Origin of the sequence: Amycolatopsis ruanii, assembly GCF_003385175.1 — a bacterium.
Taxonomy (GTDB): domain Bacteria; phylum Actinomycetota; class Actinomycetes; order Mycobacteriales; family Pseudonocardiaceae; genus Amycolatopsis_E; species Amycolatopsis_E thermalba.
This window is the reverse complement of the sequence record NZ_PQHY01000004.1, coordinates 1-16,051: the sequence shown is the minus strand read 5'-3', so window position 1 is coordinate 16,051 and position 16,051 is coordinate 1. Positions and strand designations below refer to the sequence as shown.

Here is a 16,051-nt window from a genome sequence, read left to right as displayed (position 1 = left end):
CGCGGTCACCGAGCCGTCCCGCGCGCGAGGATGGCCCGCGCGCGCAGGATCACCGGCCGGTCCACCATCCGGCCGTCGTGGACACCGACCGACCCGTCGGTGGCCGAGGCCAGCACCTCCTCGGCCCACCGGACCTCCGCCGCCGAGGGCGTGAAGGCGTCGTTGACGAGCGGCACCTGGCGGGGGTGGATGCACAGCTTGCCGGTGAACCCCAGCTCGGCCGCGTGGGCGAGATCGTCCCGCAGCACGGTGTCGGCGTCCAGGACCGTCGTGACCCCGTCGACCGGCGCGCCGCATCCGGCCGCGGCGGCGGCGAGGACCACCGCGGAACGCGCGTGCTGCAGCGCCGCGTGCGAGGCGGGGTCGACCCCGAGCTGGGCCGCGAGGTCGATGCTGCCGAACGCGGGCCGCACCACCGCATCGGCCCGGCACACCTCGACCGCGCTCGCGACACCCAGCGCGGTCTCGATCAGCGGGATCAGCGCGGCGCCGGACCTGCGTGCGATCGCGTCGAGCACCGCCCGGTCCTCGGCCTTGGGCACCATCACCGCGGCGGCCCGGCCCGCGACGGCGGACAGGTCGTCGCCGGACCACGGGGTGCCGGGCGCGTTGATCCGCACCACCGCCCGTTGCCCGTCGTCCAGCCAGGACCGGACGTGCTCACGGGCGTCGGCCTTGCGGTCCGGGCCGACCGCGTCCTCGAGGTCCAGCACGACCAGGTCGCACCCGGAGGCCGCGGCCTTGGCGAACCGGTCCGGCCGGTGTCCCGGCACGAACAGGAAGCTGCGGGCGCCGGCGAGCGGATCGGTCATCGCGCGCTCCGCACGGCTCCGGTCGCGGTCTGACGCCCGTGCACGTCCCGCACCGCGGTGGTGGTCTGGTCCTGCTCGGTGACCGCACCGGCGATCAGGCCCTGGTGGTCGAACAGCGGCGACACCAGCCGGTAGCCGAACTCCAGATCGCCGCCGCGGCCGGTGGCGCGGGCGGCTTCGGCCATCGCGAGAGCCTGCAGGGGGCCGTGGGTGAGCAGGCCGGGGTAGCCCTCGACGTCGCGGGCGTAGTCGCGGTCGTAGTGGATCCGGTGGGCGTTGTAGGTCAGCGCCGAGAACCGGAACAACAGGGTGGGGGACACCTCGATCGCCCGTTCGCCCGGCCCGGCCGGCACGATCGTCTCGCTGTCCGCGGCGGGCAGGCCACCCGACGTGGCCGGCCGGTACACGATGTCCTGCTGCTCGTCGACCACGATCCGGCCGCCCTGGGAGATCCGGTGCTCGACCACCACGAACGTCAACGGCCCGGACCGGCCCTGCTTGTCCCGCACCGACAGCACCCGGGTGCGCCGCGTCGCCGGCTCCCCGCACCGCAGTGCCCCGCGGGTCCGGACGCGGCCACCGGCCCACATGCGGCGGCGGCCGGGACCCGGCGGCGCCGGGACGCAGTTGCGGACCGGGTGCCCGTCCGGGCCCAGATCGGCCTGGGCGGGGCGTTCCAGCAGGTACAGCCAGTGCCACAACAGCGGCAGGCCCTCGCCGCGGTCGAGGTCCGGCACCGGCGCGTCCAGCAGCGCGCCCAGCGCCCGCGCGGGCTCCGGCAGCAGCACCTCGGTGCGCTCGACGATCTCCGACATGACCTTCCTGCTCAGATCCGGTTCCGGTTGACGAGCTGACGGGCGATCACGGTGCGCTGGATCTCGTTGGTGCCTTCCCCGACGATCATCAGGGGCGCGTCGCGGAAGTAGCGTTCGACGTCGAATTCGGTGGAGTAGCCGTAGCCGCCGTGGATGCGCACCGCGTTCAGCGCGATCTCCATCGCCGTTTCGGAGGCGAAGAGCTTGGCCATGCCGCATTCCAGGTCGGCGCGCCGGCCGGAGTCGTAGCGGCGGGCGGCGTGGTGCACCAGCTGACGCGCCGCCTCCAGCTTCGTCGCCATGTCGGCCAGGTAGTTCCCGATCGACTGGTGCTGCCAGATCGGTTTGCCGAACGACTCCCGCTGCTGGGCGTAGCGCAGCGAATCCTCCAGCGCGGCGCGGGCCACGCCCAGGGCACGGGAGGCGACCTGGATGCGCCCGATCTCCAGCCCGCGCATCATCTGCGCGAACCCCCGTCCCGGCACACCGCCCAGCACCGCCGAGGCGGGCACCCGCATGTCGTCGAACGCGAGCTCGCAGCTCTCCACGCCCTTGTAGCCCAGTTTCGGCAGGTCCCGGGACACGTGGAAGCCGGGGCCCTTCTCGACGAGCAGCACGCTGATCCCGGTGTGCGGCGGGTCGGCCTCCGGGTCGGTCTTGCACAGCAGCGCGACCAGGCCGGAGCGGCGGGCGTTGGTGATCCACGTCTTGGACCCGTTGACCACGTACTCCGCGCCGTCCCGGCGCGCGGTCGTGCGCAGGGCCTGCAGGTCCGAGCCGCCACCGGGCTCGGTCAGCGCCATGGTGGCGCGCAGCTCGCCGGTCGCCATCCGCGGCAGGTAGCGGTCCTGCTGCTCGGCCGTGCCGTGGTCCATCAGCAGCTTGGCGACCACCGTGTGGCCGCCCATCGCGCCGGCCAGGCTCATCCAGCCGCGCGCCAGCTCTTCGGTGACCGCGGCGTAGCACGGCGCCGACACCGCCGCCCCGCCCCACGGCTCGGGGATCGCCAGCCCGAAGATGCCCATCTGCTTCATCTGATCGATGAGCTTCTCCGGATAGGTGCCGGCGTGCTCCAGTTCCCGCACCACGGGCCGCACCTCGCGGCCGACCCACTCGCCGACCGCCGCGACGATCGCGGCCTCGTCCTCGGTCAGGCCGTCCATCCGGTGTCCTTCCTGGGTTGCGTCGTGGTCACTACCGCTCACCTGCCGCAGCGGACGCTATTCTATAGAATCTGTTCCCGGGGATAGGATGTGGCCAGTTTTCCGGCACGGAGGCGGGGGCATGGGTGCAGCGCAGGGCCGCGGGAGCAGCCCGCGGCGCACGTCGTTCGGCGACAAGCAGCAGCTCAGCGAGAAGGTCGCCGCCTACATCCGTGAGGGCATCATGGTCGGCCAGTTCCGCGCCGGCGAGTACATCCGGACCGAACGGCTGGCCGAGGAGCTGGGGGTCAGCCCCACCCCGGTGCGGGAAGCGCTGATGCTGCTGGGCAGCGAGGGGTCGGTGCGGTGGGAGCCGCGGCGCGGGTACCGGGTGGTGCCGCTGACCACGCGGGACGTCAGCGACCTGTTCCGGGTGCAGGCGTTCATCGCGGGCGAGCTCGCCGCGCGCGCCGCCACCGAGCTGCGCGACGACGAGCTGGATCTGCTCGAGGAGACCCAGGCCAAGCTGGAGCAGGCCGAGCGGGACGGCGACTTCGAGCTCGTCGAGACGCTCAACTACCGGATCCACCGCACCATCAACAAGGCGTCGGACTCGGCGCGGCTGGCCGTCCTGCTCGGCGTCACCGTGAACTACGTGCCGCTGGGCTACTACGCCTCGATCGAGGGGTGGTCGTCGGCCTCGGCCCACGACCACAGCGCGATCTTCCAGGCCCTGCGCGCCCGCGATCCGGAGGGAGCCCGCCGGGCGATGTCGGCGCACATCGAGCACGTCGGCGGCCAGCTGGTGGACCACCTGCGCCGGCGCGAAGTGCTCAGCTGACGGTTCTCGTGGCGACGGCGACCAGGTACTCCCAGTCGCCGGCGAAGGTGCCGTCGGTGGCGAGGTTGTTGTCCTGCGCGAGGGTGACGAGGTCGGCGCGGAACGCGTCCCGCCCCTCCTGGGTGAGGCGTTGCGCGGCCAGGTGCGTCGGGCCGTAGTGGGTGAGGAAGAAGTCCGTGACCCGGTCGCCCAGCAGCTCGCGCACGGTCTCCTCGGTGCCCCACCGGGTGGGCGGCAGGGCGCCGGCCGGTGGCGGCGCGTGCCGGCCGACGATCGCGAGCAGTGCGCCGATGGACCCGGACGGGGTCCAGCCGGCCAGGCCGATGGTGCCGCCCGGACGGCAGACCCGGACCAGTTCGCCGGCGGCGCGCTGGTGGTCGGCGGTGAACATGACGCCGATGGCGGACAGGACGACGTCGTACTCGCCGTCGGCGCAGGGGAGGGCTTCGGCGTCGGCTTCGCGGAAGCGCACCTCCAGCCCCTCCGCCTCCGCGCGCCGCCGGGCGACCTCGAGCAGGGCGGGCACGTAGTCGATGGCGGTGACCCGGCAGAACCGCCGCGCCGCCGCGAGCGCGACGTGCCCGGTTCCGGTGGCGACGTCCAGCACGCGCGCACCGGGCCGCGGATCCACCGCGGCGCACAGCGTTTCCGCGAGCGGGACGGTCAGCCACGCGATGCGGCCGTAGTCGCCGCAGGCAGAGCGAGATCAGGTCATCGTCACGGAGAAGCCGGTCACGGTGAAGCGGGCCGGGGCGCCGTTGGTGGAGCAGAACTCGATGCCGTAGCCGATCTGGTTCACCGTCGGGTCCGGTGGGACGTACCCCCGGCCCACCGCCCAGTCGATCATCGCCTTGATGTCGATGCTGCCGGAGAACTGGGTCGATCGCGCGACGAACGCGAGGTAGCCGTCGTCGTGCCACACGTCGTAGGTCACGCCGCCCGCGGTGTAGGTGGTGACCACGTCCCCGGCGGGCACCTGGTGGTGGTTCTCCGTCCACACCATCAGCTCCGTCACGCCCGGCCCCTGGCCGACGCCGTTGAGCCAGATGTCGTAGGCGACGTTGTAGATCCCGGTGCCGGGCCCGCGCCCGGCGAAGGTGGAGGTGATGGTCGAGTAGTCCGACAGCGGTGCGCCGTCGAGGTCGTTGATGTCCTTGTGCACGTTCGGGTACGTCTTCACCGACGTCGTGCCGGGCTGGGTGGACTCCACGTACCAGTCGTCGTGGGAGCAGGCGTAGAGGGTCTGCGGACCGGCCTCGGCCTGGTTCCACATGTTGTTGTGCACGTAGTAGCCGCCGACGGACCAGCCGCCGTTCGGGTCGCTGGTGGTGAACACCGGGTCGGCGCAGGTCGTGCTGGCGGCGGAGACCGTGGTGCCGGCGGTGGTGGTCAGCAGGAGCAGGGAAGCGGCGAGCAGCACCGCCGGCCTCGTGCGTGTCATGTGCGTCTTCCCCAACCTGTCGGGTGGTCCCCCAGCCGACGGTCGGAAAGTAGCACGGATGACGGTGAGATCGCCGCCATGTCACCCGCGACGGTGTTCGGCCTCCAGGCGTTCGGCCTCCTCGCCGCCGATGGCCTCGCCGCGGGCCACCAGGCCGGCCACGTCCGACAGCGGGATCTGCTTGAGCACCAGCGACAACGCGAACGCGATCCCGATGAACGGCAGCAGGTACCAGAACACCGGGGCGAGCGCGTCGGCGTAGGCGGTGACCACCCCGTCGCGCACCGGCTCGGGGAGCTGGTTCAGCGCGGCCGGGTCGAGGGTCGCCGTGGTGGCCGAGGCGTCCGCGGCCGAGGCGCCGGCCGCGGTGAACACGCCGTTGAGGTTCTCCGTCAGGCGTGTGGTGAAGATCGTGCCGAACACGGCCGTGCCCAGCGCCGCGCCGACCTCGCGGAAGTAGTTGTTCGTGCTCGTCGCGGTGCCGATCATCGCGGCGGGCACCGCGTTCTGCACCACCAGCACGACCACCTGCATGATCAGCCCGAGCCCGGCGCCGAACACGAACAGGTACCCGCAGATCAGCCAGATCGGCGTGTCCGCGGCGAGCGTGGTCATCAGGACCATCGCCACGGCGGTGAGGACGGTGCCGAGGATCGGGTAGATCCGGTAGCGCCCGGTCTTGGTGATCGCCGACCCGGAGACGATCGAGGTGCCGATCAGGCCGGCCATCATCGGCAGGAGCAGCAGGCCGGACGCGGCCGCCGAGGTGCCCGACGACATCTGCAGGAACGTCGGCACGAACCCGATCGCGGCGAACATGCCCAGGCCCAGCGCCAGCCCGATCGCGGTGGCGTTGACGAAGATGCCGTTGCGGAACAGGCTCAGCGGGATGATCGGGTCCGCGGCGCGTTTTTCCGCCACGACGAACGCCACCGCCGACACGAGCAGCCCCAGGCCCCACGCCCAGGTCTCCAGCGCCGCCCAGCCGTGGTCGGAGTCGCCCCCGAAGTCGGTGAAGAAGATCAGGCACGTGGTGGCCAGCGACAGGAACACCACACCGGCCAGGTCGATCGGCTGGGTCGCCTTCTTGCTCGGCAGCGTCAGCGCGACCAGCGCGATGACGAACGCCGCCACGCCGACCGGGATGTTGATGTAGAACGCCCACTGCCAGGTGAGGTGGTCGACGAAGAACCCGCCGAGCAGCGGGCCGCCGACGGCGGACAACCCGAAGACGGCGCCGAGCGGGCCGAGGTACTTGCCGCGCTCGTTGGCGGGCACGATGTCGGCGATGATCGCCTGGGACAGGATCATCAGCCCGCCGCCGCCGAAGCCCTGCAGCGCGCGGAACACCACGAACACCCAGAAGTCGGTGGCGAACGCGCAGCCGACGGAGGCGAGGGTGAACAACGCGATCGCGACGAGGAACAGCCGCCGCCGGCCCAGGACGTCGCCGAACTTGCCGTAGATCGGCATGACGATCGTGGTGGCGAGCAGGTAGGTGGTGGTGATCCACACCTGGTGCTCGACGCCGCCGAGGTCGCCCACGATCGTCGGCATCGCGGTCGCCACGATCGTCTGGTCGAGGCTGGACAGCAGCATGCCCGCGATGAGGGCGCTGAAGATGATCCAGATCCGTCTCTGCGTCAGCAGCAGCGGGGCGGGCGCGGTGGTCGTCATGACGTCCGTTCGGGGTCGGGGGACAGGAGGGTGCGCGCGGCGTCCAGCCGGCGCGTGAGGAGGTCGGCGAAGGGCGTGGTGCTGCCCTCGGACACGAATTCGCGGACGGCGGCGCCGGCCAGGGCGCCGACGACCTGCACGGCGGTCGCGGCGCGCACGTCGCCGCGCGGCAGGCCTTCCCGCCGTTCGACCAGCTCCACATCGGACTGTTCGTCGCGCAGGAGCTGCTCGAGGAACTTGGCGAGCAGCCGGGGTTCCCGTTCGACGGCGGCCTGCACCTCGCGGCAGTTCTCGACCGTCATGTCGGCGCGTGCCCAGCGCTGCGCCGTCAGCCGGGCGAGGTCGTCGAGCAGGGGGGCGGTGCCGTCGAGGAAGGCGGCCACGAGGTCCTCGTCGTCGCGGTGCGCGGACCGGCCCAGGACGGCGTCGTCCTTGGTGGCGAAGTAGTTGAAGAAGGTGCGGCGCGAGATGCCGGCGCGCTCGCACACCTCCTCGACGGTGAAGCCGGTGAGGCCCCGCTCGGCGGTGAGCCGGCGCGCCACGGTGGTCACCCGGGCGGCGGTGGCGGCCATCCGCTCGGAGCGGCCGGTAGGTGCACTATTCATGTCATAGTGCATTGTTGCACTCTCACGGTGGGAGTGCAAAGGCGGGTCTTCCCGAATGGCGGATTGCGTGGTCCGGGTTCAGTTGACGTACCGCGCCCGAACACGGGCGCACGGTGCCGAAAGGGCTCATGCCATGACCGCTGGCCTTCCCGCGTTTCCCGCCGCCGACGAACGACCGCTCGACACCTGCCTCCGTCTCCGCGAGATCGCCCCGGTGGTCCGCGCGGAGTTCCCCGGCGGCGTGCCCGCCTACCTCGCGCTCACCCACAACGCGGTCCGGGAGATCCTCGCCGGGGACAACAGGACGTTCGCGCGCGATCCGAAGCACTGGCCCGCGCTGCACGACGGGTCCATTCCGGCGGACTGGCCGCTGCGCAGCATCGTCCAGGGCGACCACCTGTCGACCAAGGACGGTGCCGACCACCGGCGGTTGCGCGGCCTGGTCGGCAAGGCGTTCACCCCGGCGCGGGTGCTCGACCTGGAGCCGCGTATCCAGCAGCTCGTCGACGAGCTGCTGGACGGGGTCGTGGCCGCGGGTGACGGGGTCGACCTGGTGCCGGCCTTCACCGAGGTGCTGCCGATGTCGGTGATCTGCGAGCTGTTCGGCGTGCCCGGGCCGGAGCGGATGCGGTTGCGGAAGTGGACCGCCACGCTGCTGGCCCACACGACCCCTGCCGTTGAGGCGTTCGCGACGCAGAAAGCCCTCATGGCCTACCTGCGGGAACTGGTGGAGCGGAAGAAGGCCGAGCCCGGCGACGACCTGACCACCAGCCTGGTCCAGGCCCGCGACGAAGGCGACGAGCTGACCACCGACGAGCTCGTCGGGGTGCTGTGGCTGATGCTCATCGCCGGGCACGAGACCACCGTGCACCTCCTCGGCAACGCCGTCATCGCGCTGTCGCAGCACCCGGGCCAGCTGGAACTGGCGAAGCGCGAACAGCGCTGGGCCGACGTCGTCGAGGAGACGATCCGGTACCGGCATTCGGTGATGATGACCAGCTTCCGCTTCACCCTCGCGGACGTGACCGTCGCGGGCGTCGACATCCCCAAGGGCAACGCGGTCGGGGTGGTCTACCAGGCGTGCGGGCTCGACCCGGAGGTGTACGGCGAGACGGCCGGGGAGTTCGACATCAGCCGCGAGCAGGGCGCGAACCTGGGGTTCGGCCACGGCCCGCGGTACTGCATCGGCGCGCCGCTGGCGCGCCTGGAGAGCAGGCTGGCGCTGGCCGCGCTGTACCGGCGGCTGCCCGATCTGAGCCTGGCCGTCGATCCGGACGACATCCCGTACTCGCCGTCGTTCTTCACGATCGGCCCGCTGTCGATCCCGGTGAACCTCGGCCTGCCGGGCTGACCGGACGGGGGGCGAGGCGACTCGCCCCCCCGTCCGCGGCCGTCAGTCGTTGCCGGCTTCCAGCGCCGCGTGGTCGAGCAGCTCGACGTCCTCGGCGCTGGCGCCGCGTGAGGCGATCACCTCGCCGCCGCCCTCGGTCATGGCGCCGATCAGGCCAGTCGAGGCGGCCTGGGCGGCGCCGACCAGCCCGGGCTGCTGGGTGCCGCCGGTGCCGACCATGCCCAGGCCCGCGTACTGCTCCAGGCGCGAGCGGGAGTCGGCGATGTCCAGGTTGCGCATGGTCAGCTGGCCGATGCGGTCCACCGGGCCGAACGCGGCGTCCTCGGTCCGCTCCATCGACAGCTTGTCCGGGTGGTAGCTGAACGACGGGCCGGCGGTGTCGAGGATCGAGTAGTCCTCGCCGCGCCGCAGCCGCAGCGTGACCTCGCCGGTGACGGCCGTGCCGACCCAGCGCTGCAGCGACTCGCGCAGCATGAGCGACTGCGGGTCCAGCCAGCGGCCCTCGTACATGAGGCGGCCCAGGCGGCGGCCCTCGTTGTGGTAGCTGGCGACCGTGTCCTCGTTGTGGATCGCGTTGAGCAGCCGCTCGTAGGCGGCGTGCAGCAGCGCCATGCCCGGGGCCTCGTAGATGCCGCGCGACTTGGCCTCGATGATCCGGTTCTCGATCTGGTCGGACATGCCCAGCCCGTGCCGGCCGCCGATCGCGTTGGCCTCCAGCACCAGGTCCACGGCGGAGGCGAACTCCTTGCCGTTGATCCGCACCGGGCGGCCCTGCTCGAAGGCGATGGTGACGTCCTCGGCGGGGATCTCGACCTCGGGGTCCCAGAAGCGGACGCCCATGATCGGCTCGACCAGCTCGATGCCGGCGTCGAGGTGCTCCAGGGCCTTGGCCTCGTGGGTGGCGCCCCAGATGTTCGCGTCGGTCGAGTAGGCCTTCTCGGTGCTGGCGCGGTAGGGCAGGTTCCGGGCGGTCAGCCACTCCGACATCTCGGTGCGGCCGCCCAGTTCGGTGACGAAGTCGGCGTCCAGCCACGGCTTGTAGATGCGCAGGGCCGGGTTGGCGAGCAGGCCGTACCGGTAGAAGCGCTCGATGTCGTTGCCCTTGAAGGTGGAGCCGTCGCCCCAGATCTGGACGTCGTCCTCGAGCATCGCGCGCACCAGCAGCGTGCCGGTGACCGCGCGGCCCAGCGGGGTGGTGTTGAAGTAGACGCGGCCGCCGGAGCGGATGTGGAAGGCGCCGCAGGCCAGGGCGGCCAGCCCCTCCTCGACGAGCGCCTCCCGGCAGTCGACCAGCCGCGCGATCTCCGCGCCGTAGGTCTTGGCCCGGCCCGGCACGGAGGCGATGTCGGGCTCGTCGTACTGCCCGATGTCGGCCGTGTAGGCGCAGGGGACCGCCCCCTTCTCGCGCATCCACGCGACCGCTACGGACGTGTCGAGGCCCCCGGAAAAGGCGATCCCGACACGTTCACCGACAGGCAGAGAGGTGAGCACCTTGGACACGAGGACAGTATATGCATGGCGATGCATGGTCATGCAAAGGGGGCGGGGGTGTTCCCGGCCACGCGGATCAGCCGGCGGAGGAGGTCCCGGGCCAGCCGGCCGGCGAAGCCCGGTGCCGCGCCGCTCAGGTCGTTGCTGATGCGCTGCTCGTCCACGCCCTCCTCCTTCGCCGCGGCATCGTCTCACGAAGAACGGCTGCCGCGGGCGGAACGCGCTAGTCCTCGCCCGCGGCGGTCGGGATATCGTTCGCCGCCGCCCAGGCGGCCACGTCCTGCCGCTGGATCGCCGCCGCCATCAGGTCCGGGAACTTCTCCGGCGTGCACGCGAACGCGGGGATCCCGAGCGCCGCCAGCGCGGCCGCGGTGTCGTGGTCGTAGGCGGGTGCTCCGTCGTCGCTCAGGGCGAGCAGGCACACCACCAGCACGCCGTCCGCCTGGAGCGCCTGCGCGCGCTGCAGCATCTCCTCTTCGTTGCCGCCCTCGAAGAGGTCGCTGATCAGCACCAGCACCGTGTCCCGCGGGGCGTCGATCCGGGTCTGGCAGTACGCCAGCGCCGCGTTGATGTCGGTGCCGCCGCCCAGCTGGACGCCGAACAGCAGCTCCACCGGGTCGGCCACCGACTCGGTCAGATCCGCCACCGCGGTGTCGAACGCGACGACCCGCGTCCGCAGCGACCGGATCGACGCCAGCACCGCCCCGAACACGCTCGCGTACACCACCGACGCCGCCATCGACCCGCTCTGGTCCAGGCACAGCACGATCTGCCTGCTCACGCTCGGCAGCCGCCGCCCGAACCCGACCAGCCGCTCCGGCACCACGGTGCGCTGCTCGGGCTGGTAGTGCTTCAGGTTGGCCAGGATCGTGCGGTTCCAGTCGATGTCGCCGTGCCGCGGCCGGCTCGTGCGGTTGGCGCGGTGCAGCGCCCCGCTCACCGCCTGCCGCGTCGGCTGCGCCAGCCGCTTCTCCAGGTCCTCGACCACCTTGCGCACCACCGCCCGCGCGGCCTGCCGCGACCGCTCCGGGATGGCCCGGTTGAGCGACAGCAGCGTGCCCACCAGGTGCACGTCGGGCTGCACCGACTCCAGCATCTCCGGCTCCAGCAGCAACTGCCGCAGCCCGAGCCGTTCCATGGCGTCGCGCTGCATCACCTGCACCACCGAGCTGGGGAAGTAGCCGCGGATGTCGCCCAGCCACCGCGCCACCCGCGGCGACGACCCGCCGAGCCCGCCCCGGCGGTCCTTCTCCTTGTCGTACAACGCCTCCAGCGTCGCGTCCCGCCGGGTGTCCACACCGGACAGCGACACGCCGGTGCCGTCGGCGTCCTGCCCGCCGAGCATCATCCGCCACCGCCGCAACCGATCGGTCATCCCAGCAGCTCCAGGATCCGCGGCACCACCAGGGCGGCCCGCTCGTGGTCCAGCGTTTCGTCCGCCGCCCGCACCCCGGACGCGCCGTCGCCGCGGTCGAGGCGTTTCACCCGCAACCCGATCTCCCGCCGCTCCGGCGCGGTGAACTCGGCGAACGTCCGGCGCAGCAACGGCAGCAGGTGGTCGAACACGTCCTCGCTCACCCCGGTGGCCCACCGGTCGACGATCTCCAGCAGCTCCGGCTCGTGCACCATCAGCGCCGCCTCCCCGGACAGGAACCCCTCCAGCCACCCCGCGGCCTGGGTGGCGTCCGCGGCCAGCGACAGCTGCCGGGACAGCCGGTCACCGGCGTCGGACACATCGAGCAGCCCGGCGTCCAGCAGCAGCCGCACCGCGCGGCCGGCGATCACCCCGGGCACGCCGAGCCGGTCGGCGACCGTCCGCAGCGCGCCGTACCAGACCTCCCGCAGCTCCCGCTGGTCGAGCAGCCCGATCCCGCGCTGCACGCTGTCGAGCAGCTGCCGCACCTCACGCCCGGCCTCGTCGTCGAGACCCGCGCACGCGGCGGGCAGCCCGACCGCGATGCGCGTGACCACCCCGGTCAGCACCCGCTGCACCAGCTCGGTGTCGGCGCGGCGCACGTTGCCGTAGCGGCGGACGCGCGCCATCGGCTCGACCGCCGCCATCAGCCGGGTGGTGTCGTGCTGGCGCGCCGCCCGCTCGTCGAGCGCGGCGAGCGCCCCGGCCAGCGCGTCCGGCAGGTCCGCGGTCAGGGTGTCCTCGACCAGCGCGCTGAGCTCCGCGATGTCGGCCCCGGCGGTGATCTGCCGCCCCACGGCCGTCGCCGCGGATTCGATCGTGGTGCCGTGCCCGCTCGCCTCGATCAGCGCCACCGCCAGCTCCGGCCGCCACTGGAGCACCCAGGATTCGCGGAACGTGCCTTTCGTCCGGGTGGTCTCCGCCGGCTCGCCCCACCGCACGCCGAGCAGCAGGAGCCGGTGCAGCAGCTTGCTGCGTTCCAGGTGCGTGGGCGTGCGCAGGTCCAGTTCCAGCGGCTGCTCGGCCGCGCTCTGCTTGAGCCGCAACCGTTTCCGGGTCGCTTCCAGGTCCTTCGCCAGCGGCACCATGGGCGTCTCGGCGGGCACGCGGCCGAGGATGTCGCCGACCAGCAGCTCGCGGGCGACCAGCCGCATCGGGACGTCCGACCCTCCACACAGGACGGACTGGCACGCCTCCAGCACCTCGGGCAGCCCGGGGTGGGGCCGGTTGCGCAGCACGGCGAGCGCGTCGGCGAGCCGGACGGCTTCGATCACCGCGGCCGGGGACACGTCGTGCTGCTCGCGGCCCAGCAGGTGCGCCACCCGCACCAGCCACCGGCGCACCGCCTCGTCCCGGGCGGTGGTGAACAGGTGGTGGTACCAGCCGGGGGAGGCGATGCCGGCGCCGTAGCCGCTGGCCAGGGCCAGCCGCGACGACGTCCACGGTACCCAGGTCGCGGCGACCTTCGTGGTGCGCAGGCCCTTGAGCAGCCGGTTGTCGGCGGCCTGCGACGGGAACTCCGGCGGCACCAGCACCGGCGCGTGCCAGGCCCCGCACACCACCGCGATGGTCCCGGCGCCGGCGCGGATGACGCCGCGCAGCACCCGCCGCATCGCGGCCTCGCGCCGTTGCGTGCGCAGGTCCGGCACGTGCCCTTCACGCAGCGCGCGCATGGCGTCGAGCAGCGCGTCGAACACCTCCAGCCCGTGGTAGCGCAGCTCGACCGCGTCCTCCCACCACCGTTCCGGGTCGTCGTACCCGGCGGCCGCGGCCAGCGTCGCGATCGGGTCGACCGGCGGTTCGGCGGCCGGGTCGTCGGCGTCCTCCAGCGCCAGCGCGACGTTCGCGGGCAGGTCGAGGAACCGCACCTGCCGGCCGTGCTCCAGCGCCCACCGCAGCGCCACCCACTCCGGGGAGAAGACCGCCATCGGGTAGAACGCGGCGGTGGCGGGCTTGTCGGCCGCGTACACCAGCCCGGCGACCGGCGGCCGCATGCCCGCCGCGGCGGCGAGCGGGGCGACCGCGTCCAGCTCCGGCGGCCCCTCGATCAGCACGACCTCCGGATCGAGCCGGCCCAGGGCGTCGGCCACCGCGCGGGCCGAACCCGGCCCGTGGTGGCGGATGCCGAGGACGTGGACGGTCACACCAGTTCCCGGCACGCGCGGTAGAGGTCGGACCACGGCTTGCGCTCGCGGACCACGGTCTCCAGGTACTCCTGCCACACGATCCGGTCCTGCACCGGGTCCTTCACGACCGCGCCGTGCAGCGCGGCCGCCACGTCGTCGGCGCGCACCACGCCGTCGCCGAAGTGCGTGGCCAGCGCGATCCCGTTGGTCATCACCGAGATCGCCTCGGCCGTGGACAGCGTGCCCGACGGCGACTTGATCCTGGTGCGGCCGTCGGTGGTGACCCCGTCGCGGAGCTCGCGGAACACCGTGACCACGCGGCGGATCTCGTCCACGGTCTCCGCCCCGGCCGGCAGCTGGAGCGACCGGCCCAGCTGCTCGACGCGCAGGCGGACGATCTCCACTTCGGACTCGGCGTCCTCCGGCAGCGGCAGCACCACGACGTTGAAGCGGCGCTTGAGCGCGGCGGACAGGTCGTTCACGCCGCGGTCGCGGTCGTTGGCGGTGGCGATCACGTTGAACCCGGCCAGCGCCTGCACCTCGCTGTCCAGCTCCGGGATCGGCAGGGTCTTCTCGCTGAGGATCGTGATCAGCGCGTCCTGCACGTCGGAGGGGATGCGGGTCAGCTCTTCGATCCGCGCGATGCCGCCGGTCTCCATCGCGCGCAGCACCGGGCTGGCGACCAGCGCCTTGGGCGAGGGGCCCTCGGCGAGCAGGCGCGCGTAGTTCCAGCCGTAGCGGATCGCCTCCTCCGCGGTGCCGGACGTGCCCTGCACGAGCTGCGTCGAGTCGCCGGAGATCGCCGCGGCCAGGTGCTCGGACAGCCACGTCTTCGCCGTGCCGGGCACGCCCAGCAGGAGCAGCGCGCGGTCGGTGGCGAGCGTGGCGATCGCGACCTCGACGAGCCGCCGCGCCCCGAGGTACTTCGGCGTGATCGGCGTGCCGTCCGGGGCTTGTCCGCCCAGGACGTAGGTGGCGACCGCCCACGGCGACAGCTTCCAGTTGGGCGGCCGGGGCCGGTCGTCGGCGGCGGCGAGCGCGGCCAGCTCGCCGGCGTGCTGCTGCTCGGCGTGTGCTCTCAGCACATCCGTCATGTGAACTCCTGCAGGATGGTCGCTCGGATGGTGAGCGCGTGGGCGATGCCGCGCAGGGTGCGCGCGGCGGGGTTGCGGTCGGTGCCGAGGCTCAAGAGCCAGTTCTCGACGGCGGCGAGCGCCGCGGGGTGCAGGTGCTCGGCCATGGCGCGGGCGGCCAGCCGCAGGACGGCGTCGGCCTTGCCGGTGCGCAGCCGCCCGACGATCTCGGTGGAGAACGCCGCCGGCCACGGCCCGGGCGCGGCGGCGAGCAGCGCGCCGAAGCGGGCGTCGAGTTTCTGCCGGCCGCCCAGGATCTCGGCGGCCACCTCCGGGGTGAGCGCGGTGATCAGCTCCGGGGTGGGCTGGTGGCGGGCGAGCGCGGTGAGCCAGTCCTGGTCGCGCTGGCGCAGCGCGGCCTTCGTCCAGCCGAGGAGGACGTCGTGGTCCGCCGCGGCGATCCAGCGGGTGTCCCAGGTGGACAGTGGGGTGGCGGCGAGGATCTGGATCAGCCGGGACGCGGCGCGGCCCAGGCCGGGTTCGCGGTGGCCGGTGACGCCGTCGCGGCGGGCCGCCTCGTCGGAATCGCCGGGCAGGTCGAAGGCGCCGCCCCGCTGGTGGAGCGCCTGGGCGCGCGCGGCCATGCGGCGGGCGCGGGCCGAGCCGGGCAGGTGGTCGAGCAGGGCGGTGGCGGCCGCGCGGACGGTGGCGGCGCGGTCGTCGAGAGCGCGTTCGAGCAGGGGTTCGTCGTCGCCGGACAGGCCGGTGCGCAGGGTGTCCAGGAACGCGGCGCGGGTGGCGGCCGGTTCGGCGGCCCAGGTTTCCCCGACCAGGTCGCGGGCGCGGGCGGGTTCGGTGGCGCGCAGATCGGTCAGCAGCGCCACCCGCTCGGCGCGGGTGCCGGTGGCGAACCGCTCGGCCACCTCGCCGGGCGGGACGGTGGCCGCCCAGCTCCACGCCGGGTTGTGCCCGGCCAGCCAGGCGCCGCGCGGGCCGATGACCTCCCGGACGAGGCCGCGGGCGGTGGCGGTGGTCGTGCCGAAGCGGAGCAGCTCGGGCAGCAGCCGGTGGGGCGGGCGGCGTCCGGCGTCGCGGGCGGCGGTGAGCCAGTCGGTGGTGAGCGGTTCGGTGCCGGCTTCCAGGCGGATGGCGCGGGTGAGCAGCAGTTCCAGCAGCTGGGCGGCGGCCGGGGTGCACTCGGGACGGTCGTAGGGGGCGGCGGGTCCGGCTCGGGTGCCGCTGGCCCTTATACACATCTCCGAG

General features: G+C 73.0%; 15 protein-coding genes. 2 read left to right on the top strand and 13 right to left on the bottom strand.

Annotated elements, in window-relative coordinates:
* Positions 1-5: 5 nt before the first annotated feature.
* The 3 genes from D0D28_RS02960 to D0D28_RS02950 are packed head-to-tail and all read right to left on the bottom strand — an operon-like array spanning position 6 to position 2,790.
* On the bottom strand, positions 6-812 hold the full coding sequence (locus tag D0D28_RS02960; RefSeq protein WP_094002799.1) for an HpcH/HpaI aldolase/citrate lyase family protein: 807 nt from the start codon (positions 810-812) through the stop codon (positions 6-8).
* Positions 809-1,627, bottom strand: a complete 819-nt coding sequence (locus D0D28_RS02955; RefSeq protein WP_116109632.1) for an FAS1-like dehydratase domain-containing protein — start codon at positions 1,625-1,627, stop codon at positions 809-811. Before D0D28_RS02955 ends, D0D28_RS02960 begins: the two co-directional genes overlap by 4 nt.
* Before the next feature lie 11 nt (positions 1,628-1,638).
* Positions 1,639-2,790: an acyl-CoA dehydrogenase family protein gene (locus D0D28_RS02950; protein ID WP_116109631.1), complete on the bottom strand. Its 1,152-nt coding sequence runs from the start codon at positions 2,788-2,790 to the stop codon at positions 1,639-1,641.
* Positions 2,791-2,911: 121 nt separating this feature from the next.
* On the opposite strand from D0D28_RS02950, the gene D0D28_RS02945 reads away from it, so the two are divergent.
* Entirely contained in the window at positions 2,912-3,610 is a 699-nt protein-coding gene (locus D0D28_RS02945) for a GntR family transcriptional regulator (protein ID WP_116109630.1), read from the top strand.
* Here the strand turns inward: D0D28_RS02945 and D0D28_RS02940 are convergent.
* The 4 genes from D0D28_RS02940 to D0D28_RS02925 form a co-directional block, all read right to left on the bottom strand.
* The gene (locus tag D0D28_RS02940) at positions 3,603-4,241 is read right to left on the bottom strand and encodes a class I SAM-dependent methyltransferase (protein WP_275895885.1); all 639 of its coding nucleotides are present in this window, start codon (positions 4,239-4,241) and stop codon (positions 3,603-3,605) included. The genes D0D28_RS02945 and D0D28_RS02940 overlap by 8 nt on opposite strands.
* A gap of 75 nt (positions 4,242-4,316) precedes the next feature.
* Positions 4,317-5,051: a GH12 family glycosyl hydrolase domain-containing protein gene (locus D0D28_RS02935; RefSeq protein ID WP_116109628.1), complete on the bottom strand. Its 735-nt coding sequence runs from the start codon at positions 5,049-5,051 to the stop codon at positions 4,317-4,319.
* 81 nt (positions 5,052-5,132) lie between these two features.
* The gene (locus tag D0D28_RS02930; RefSeq protein WP_116109627.1) at positions 5,133-6,728 is read right to left on the bottom strand and encodes an MDR family MFS transporter; all 1,596 of its coding nucleotides are present in this window, start codon (positions 6,726-6,728) and stop codon (positions 5,133-5,135) included.
* Complete coding sequence (locus D0D28_RS02925; RefSeq protein WP_233156992.1) at positions 6,725-7,333, bottom strand: TetR/AcrR family transcriptional regulator; 609 nt, start codon at positions 7,331-7,333, stop codon at positions 6,725-6,727. Before D0D28_RS02925 ends, D0D28_RS02930 begins: the two co-directional genes overlap by 4 nt.
* 133 nt (positions 7,334-7,466) lie before the next feature.
* Between D0D28_RS02925 and D0D28_RS02920 the strand changes: the two genes are divergently transcribed.
* Positions 7,467-8,684, top strand: a complete 1,218-nt coding sequence (locus D0D28_RS02920) for a cytochrome P450 family protein (protein ID WP_162830963.1) — start codon at positions 7,467-7,469, stop codon at positions 8,682-8,684.
* Between the two features lie 42 nt (positions 8,685-8,726).
* On the opposite strand, the gene argG is transcribed toward D0D28_RS02920, so the two are convergent.
* The 6 genes from argG to D0D28_RS02895 all read right to left on the bottom strand — a co-directional run.
* Positions 8,727-10,184: an argininosuccinate synthase gene (gene argG, locus D0D28_RS02915; protein ID WP_094002808.1), complete on the bottom strand. Its 1,458-nt coding sequence runs from the start codon at positions 10,182-10,184 to the stop codon at positions 8,727-8,729.
* Positions 10,185-10,213: 29 nt separating this feature from the next.
* Positions 10,214-10,339, bottom strand: coding sequence for a hypothetical protein (locus D0D28_RS37265; protein ID WP_275895884.1), 126 nt, complete (start codon positions 10,337-10,339; stop codon positions 10,214-10,216).
* 59 nt (positions 10,340-10,398) lie between these two features.
* Entirely contained in the window at positions 10,399-11,550 is a 1,152-nt protein-coding gene (locus D0D28_RS02910; protein ID WP_116109625.1) for a VWA domain-containing protein, read from the bottom strand.
* A complete protein-coding gene (locus tag D0D28_RS02905; protein WP_116109624.1) occupies positions 11,547-13,733 on the bottom strand; it encodes a DUF5682 family protein in 2,187 nt (728 codons plus the stop codon). Before D0D28_RS02905 ends, D0D28_RS02910 begins: the two co-directional genes overlap by 4 nt.
* The gene (locus tag D0D28_RS02900; RefSeq protein ID WP_116109623.1) at positions 13,730-14,809 is read right to left on the bottom strand and encodes an ATP-binding protein; all 1,080 of its coding nucleotides are present in this window, start codon (positions 14,807-14,809) and stop codon (positions 13,730-13,732) included. The genes D0D28_RS02905 and D0D28_RS02900 overlap by 4 nt, the downstream gene beginning before the upstream one ends.
* The coding region (locus D0D28_RS02895; protein ID WP_116109622.1) for a DUF5691 domain-containing protein at positions 14,806-16,051 on the bottom strand (1,246 nt) is incomplete at its 5' end. The genes D0D28_RS02900 and D0D28_RS02895, both read right to left, overlap by 4 nt.

Bases quoted from the DNA above. Each gene is read 5' to 3' on its own strand.
- D0D28_RS02960 (WP_094002799.1), bottom strand. From the start codon at position 812: ATGACCGATCCGCTCGCCGGCGCCCGCAGCTTCCTGTTCGTGCCGGGA.
- D0D28_RS02955 (WP_116109632.1), bottom strand. From the start codon at position 1,627: ATGTCGGAGATCGTCGAGCGCACCGAGGTGCTGCTGCCGGAGCCCGCG.
- D0D28_RS02950 (WP_116109631.1), bottom strand. From the start codon at position 2,790: ATGGACGGCCTGACCGAGGACGAGGCCGCGATCGTCGCGGCGGTCGGC.
- D0D28_RS02945 (WP_116109630.1), top strand. From the start codon at position 2,912: ATGGGTGCAGCGCAGGGCCGCGGGAGCAGCCCGCGGCGCACGTCGTTC.
- D0D28_RS02935 (WP_116109628.1), bottom strand. From the start codon at position 5,051: ATGACACGCACGAGGCCGGCGGTGCTGCTCGCCGCTTCCCTGCTCCTG.
- D0D28_RS02930 (WP_116109627.1), bottom strand. From the start codon at position 6,728: ATGACGACCACCGCGCCCGCCCCGCTGCTGCTGACGCAGAGACGGATC.
- D0D28_RS02925 (WP_233156992.1), bottom strand. From the start codon at position 7,333: ATGAATAGTGCACCTACCGGCCGCTCCGAGCGGATGGCCGCCACCGCC.
- D0D28_RS02920 (WP_162830963.1), top strand. From the start codon at position 7,467: ATGACCGCTGGCCTTCCCGCGTTTCCCGCCGCCGACGAACGACCGCTC.
- D0D28_RS02910 (WP_116109625.1), bottom strand. From the start codon at position 11,550: ATGACCGATCGGTTGCGGCGGTGGCGGATGATGCTCGGCGGGCAGGAC.
- D0D28_RS02900 (WP_116109623.1), bottom strand. From the start codon at position 14,809: ATGACGGATGTGCTGAGAGCACACGCCGAGCAGCAGCACGCCGGCGAG.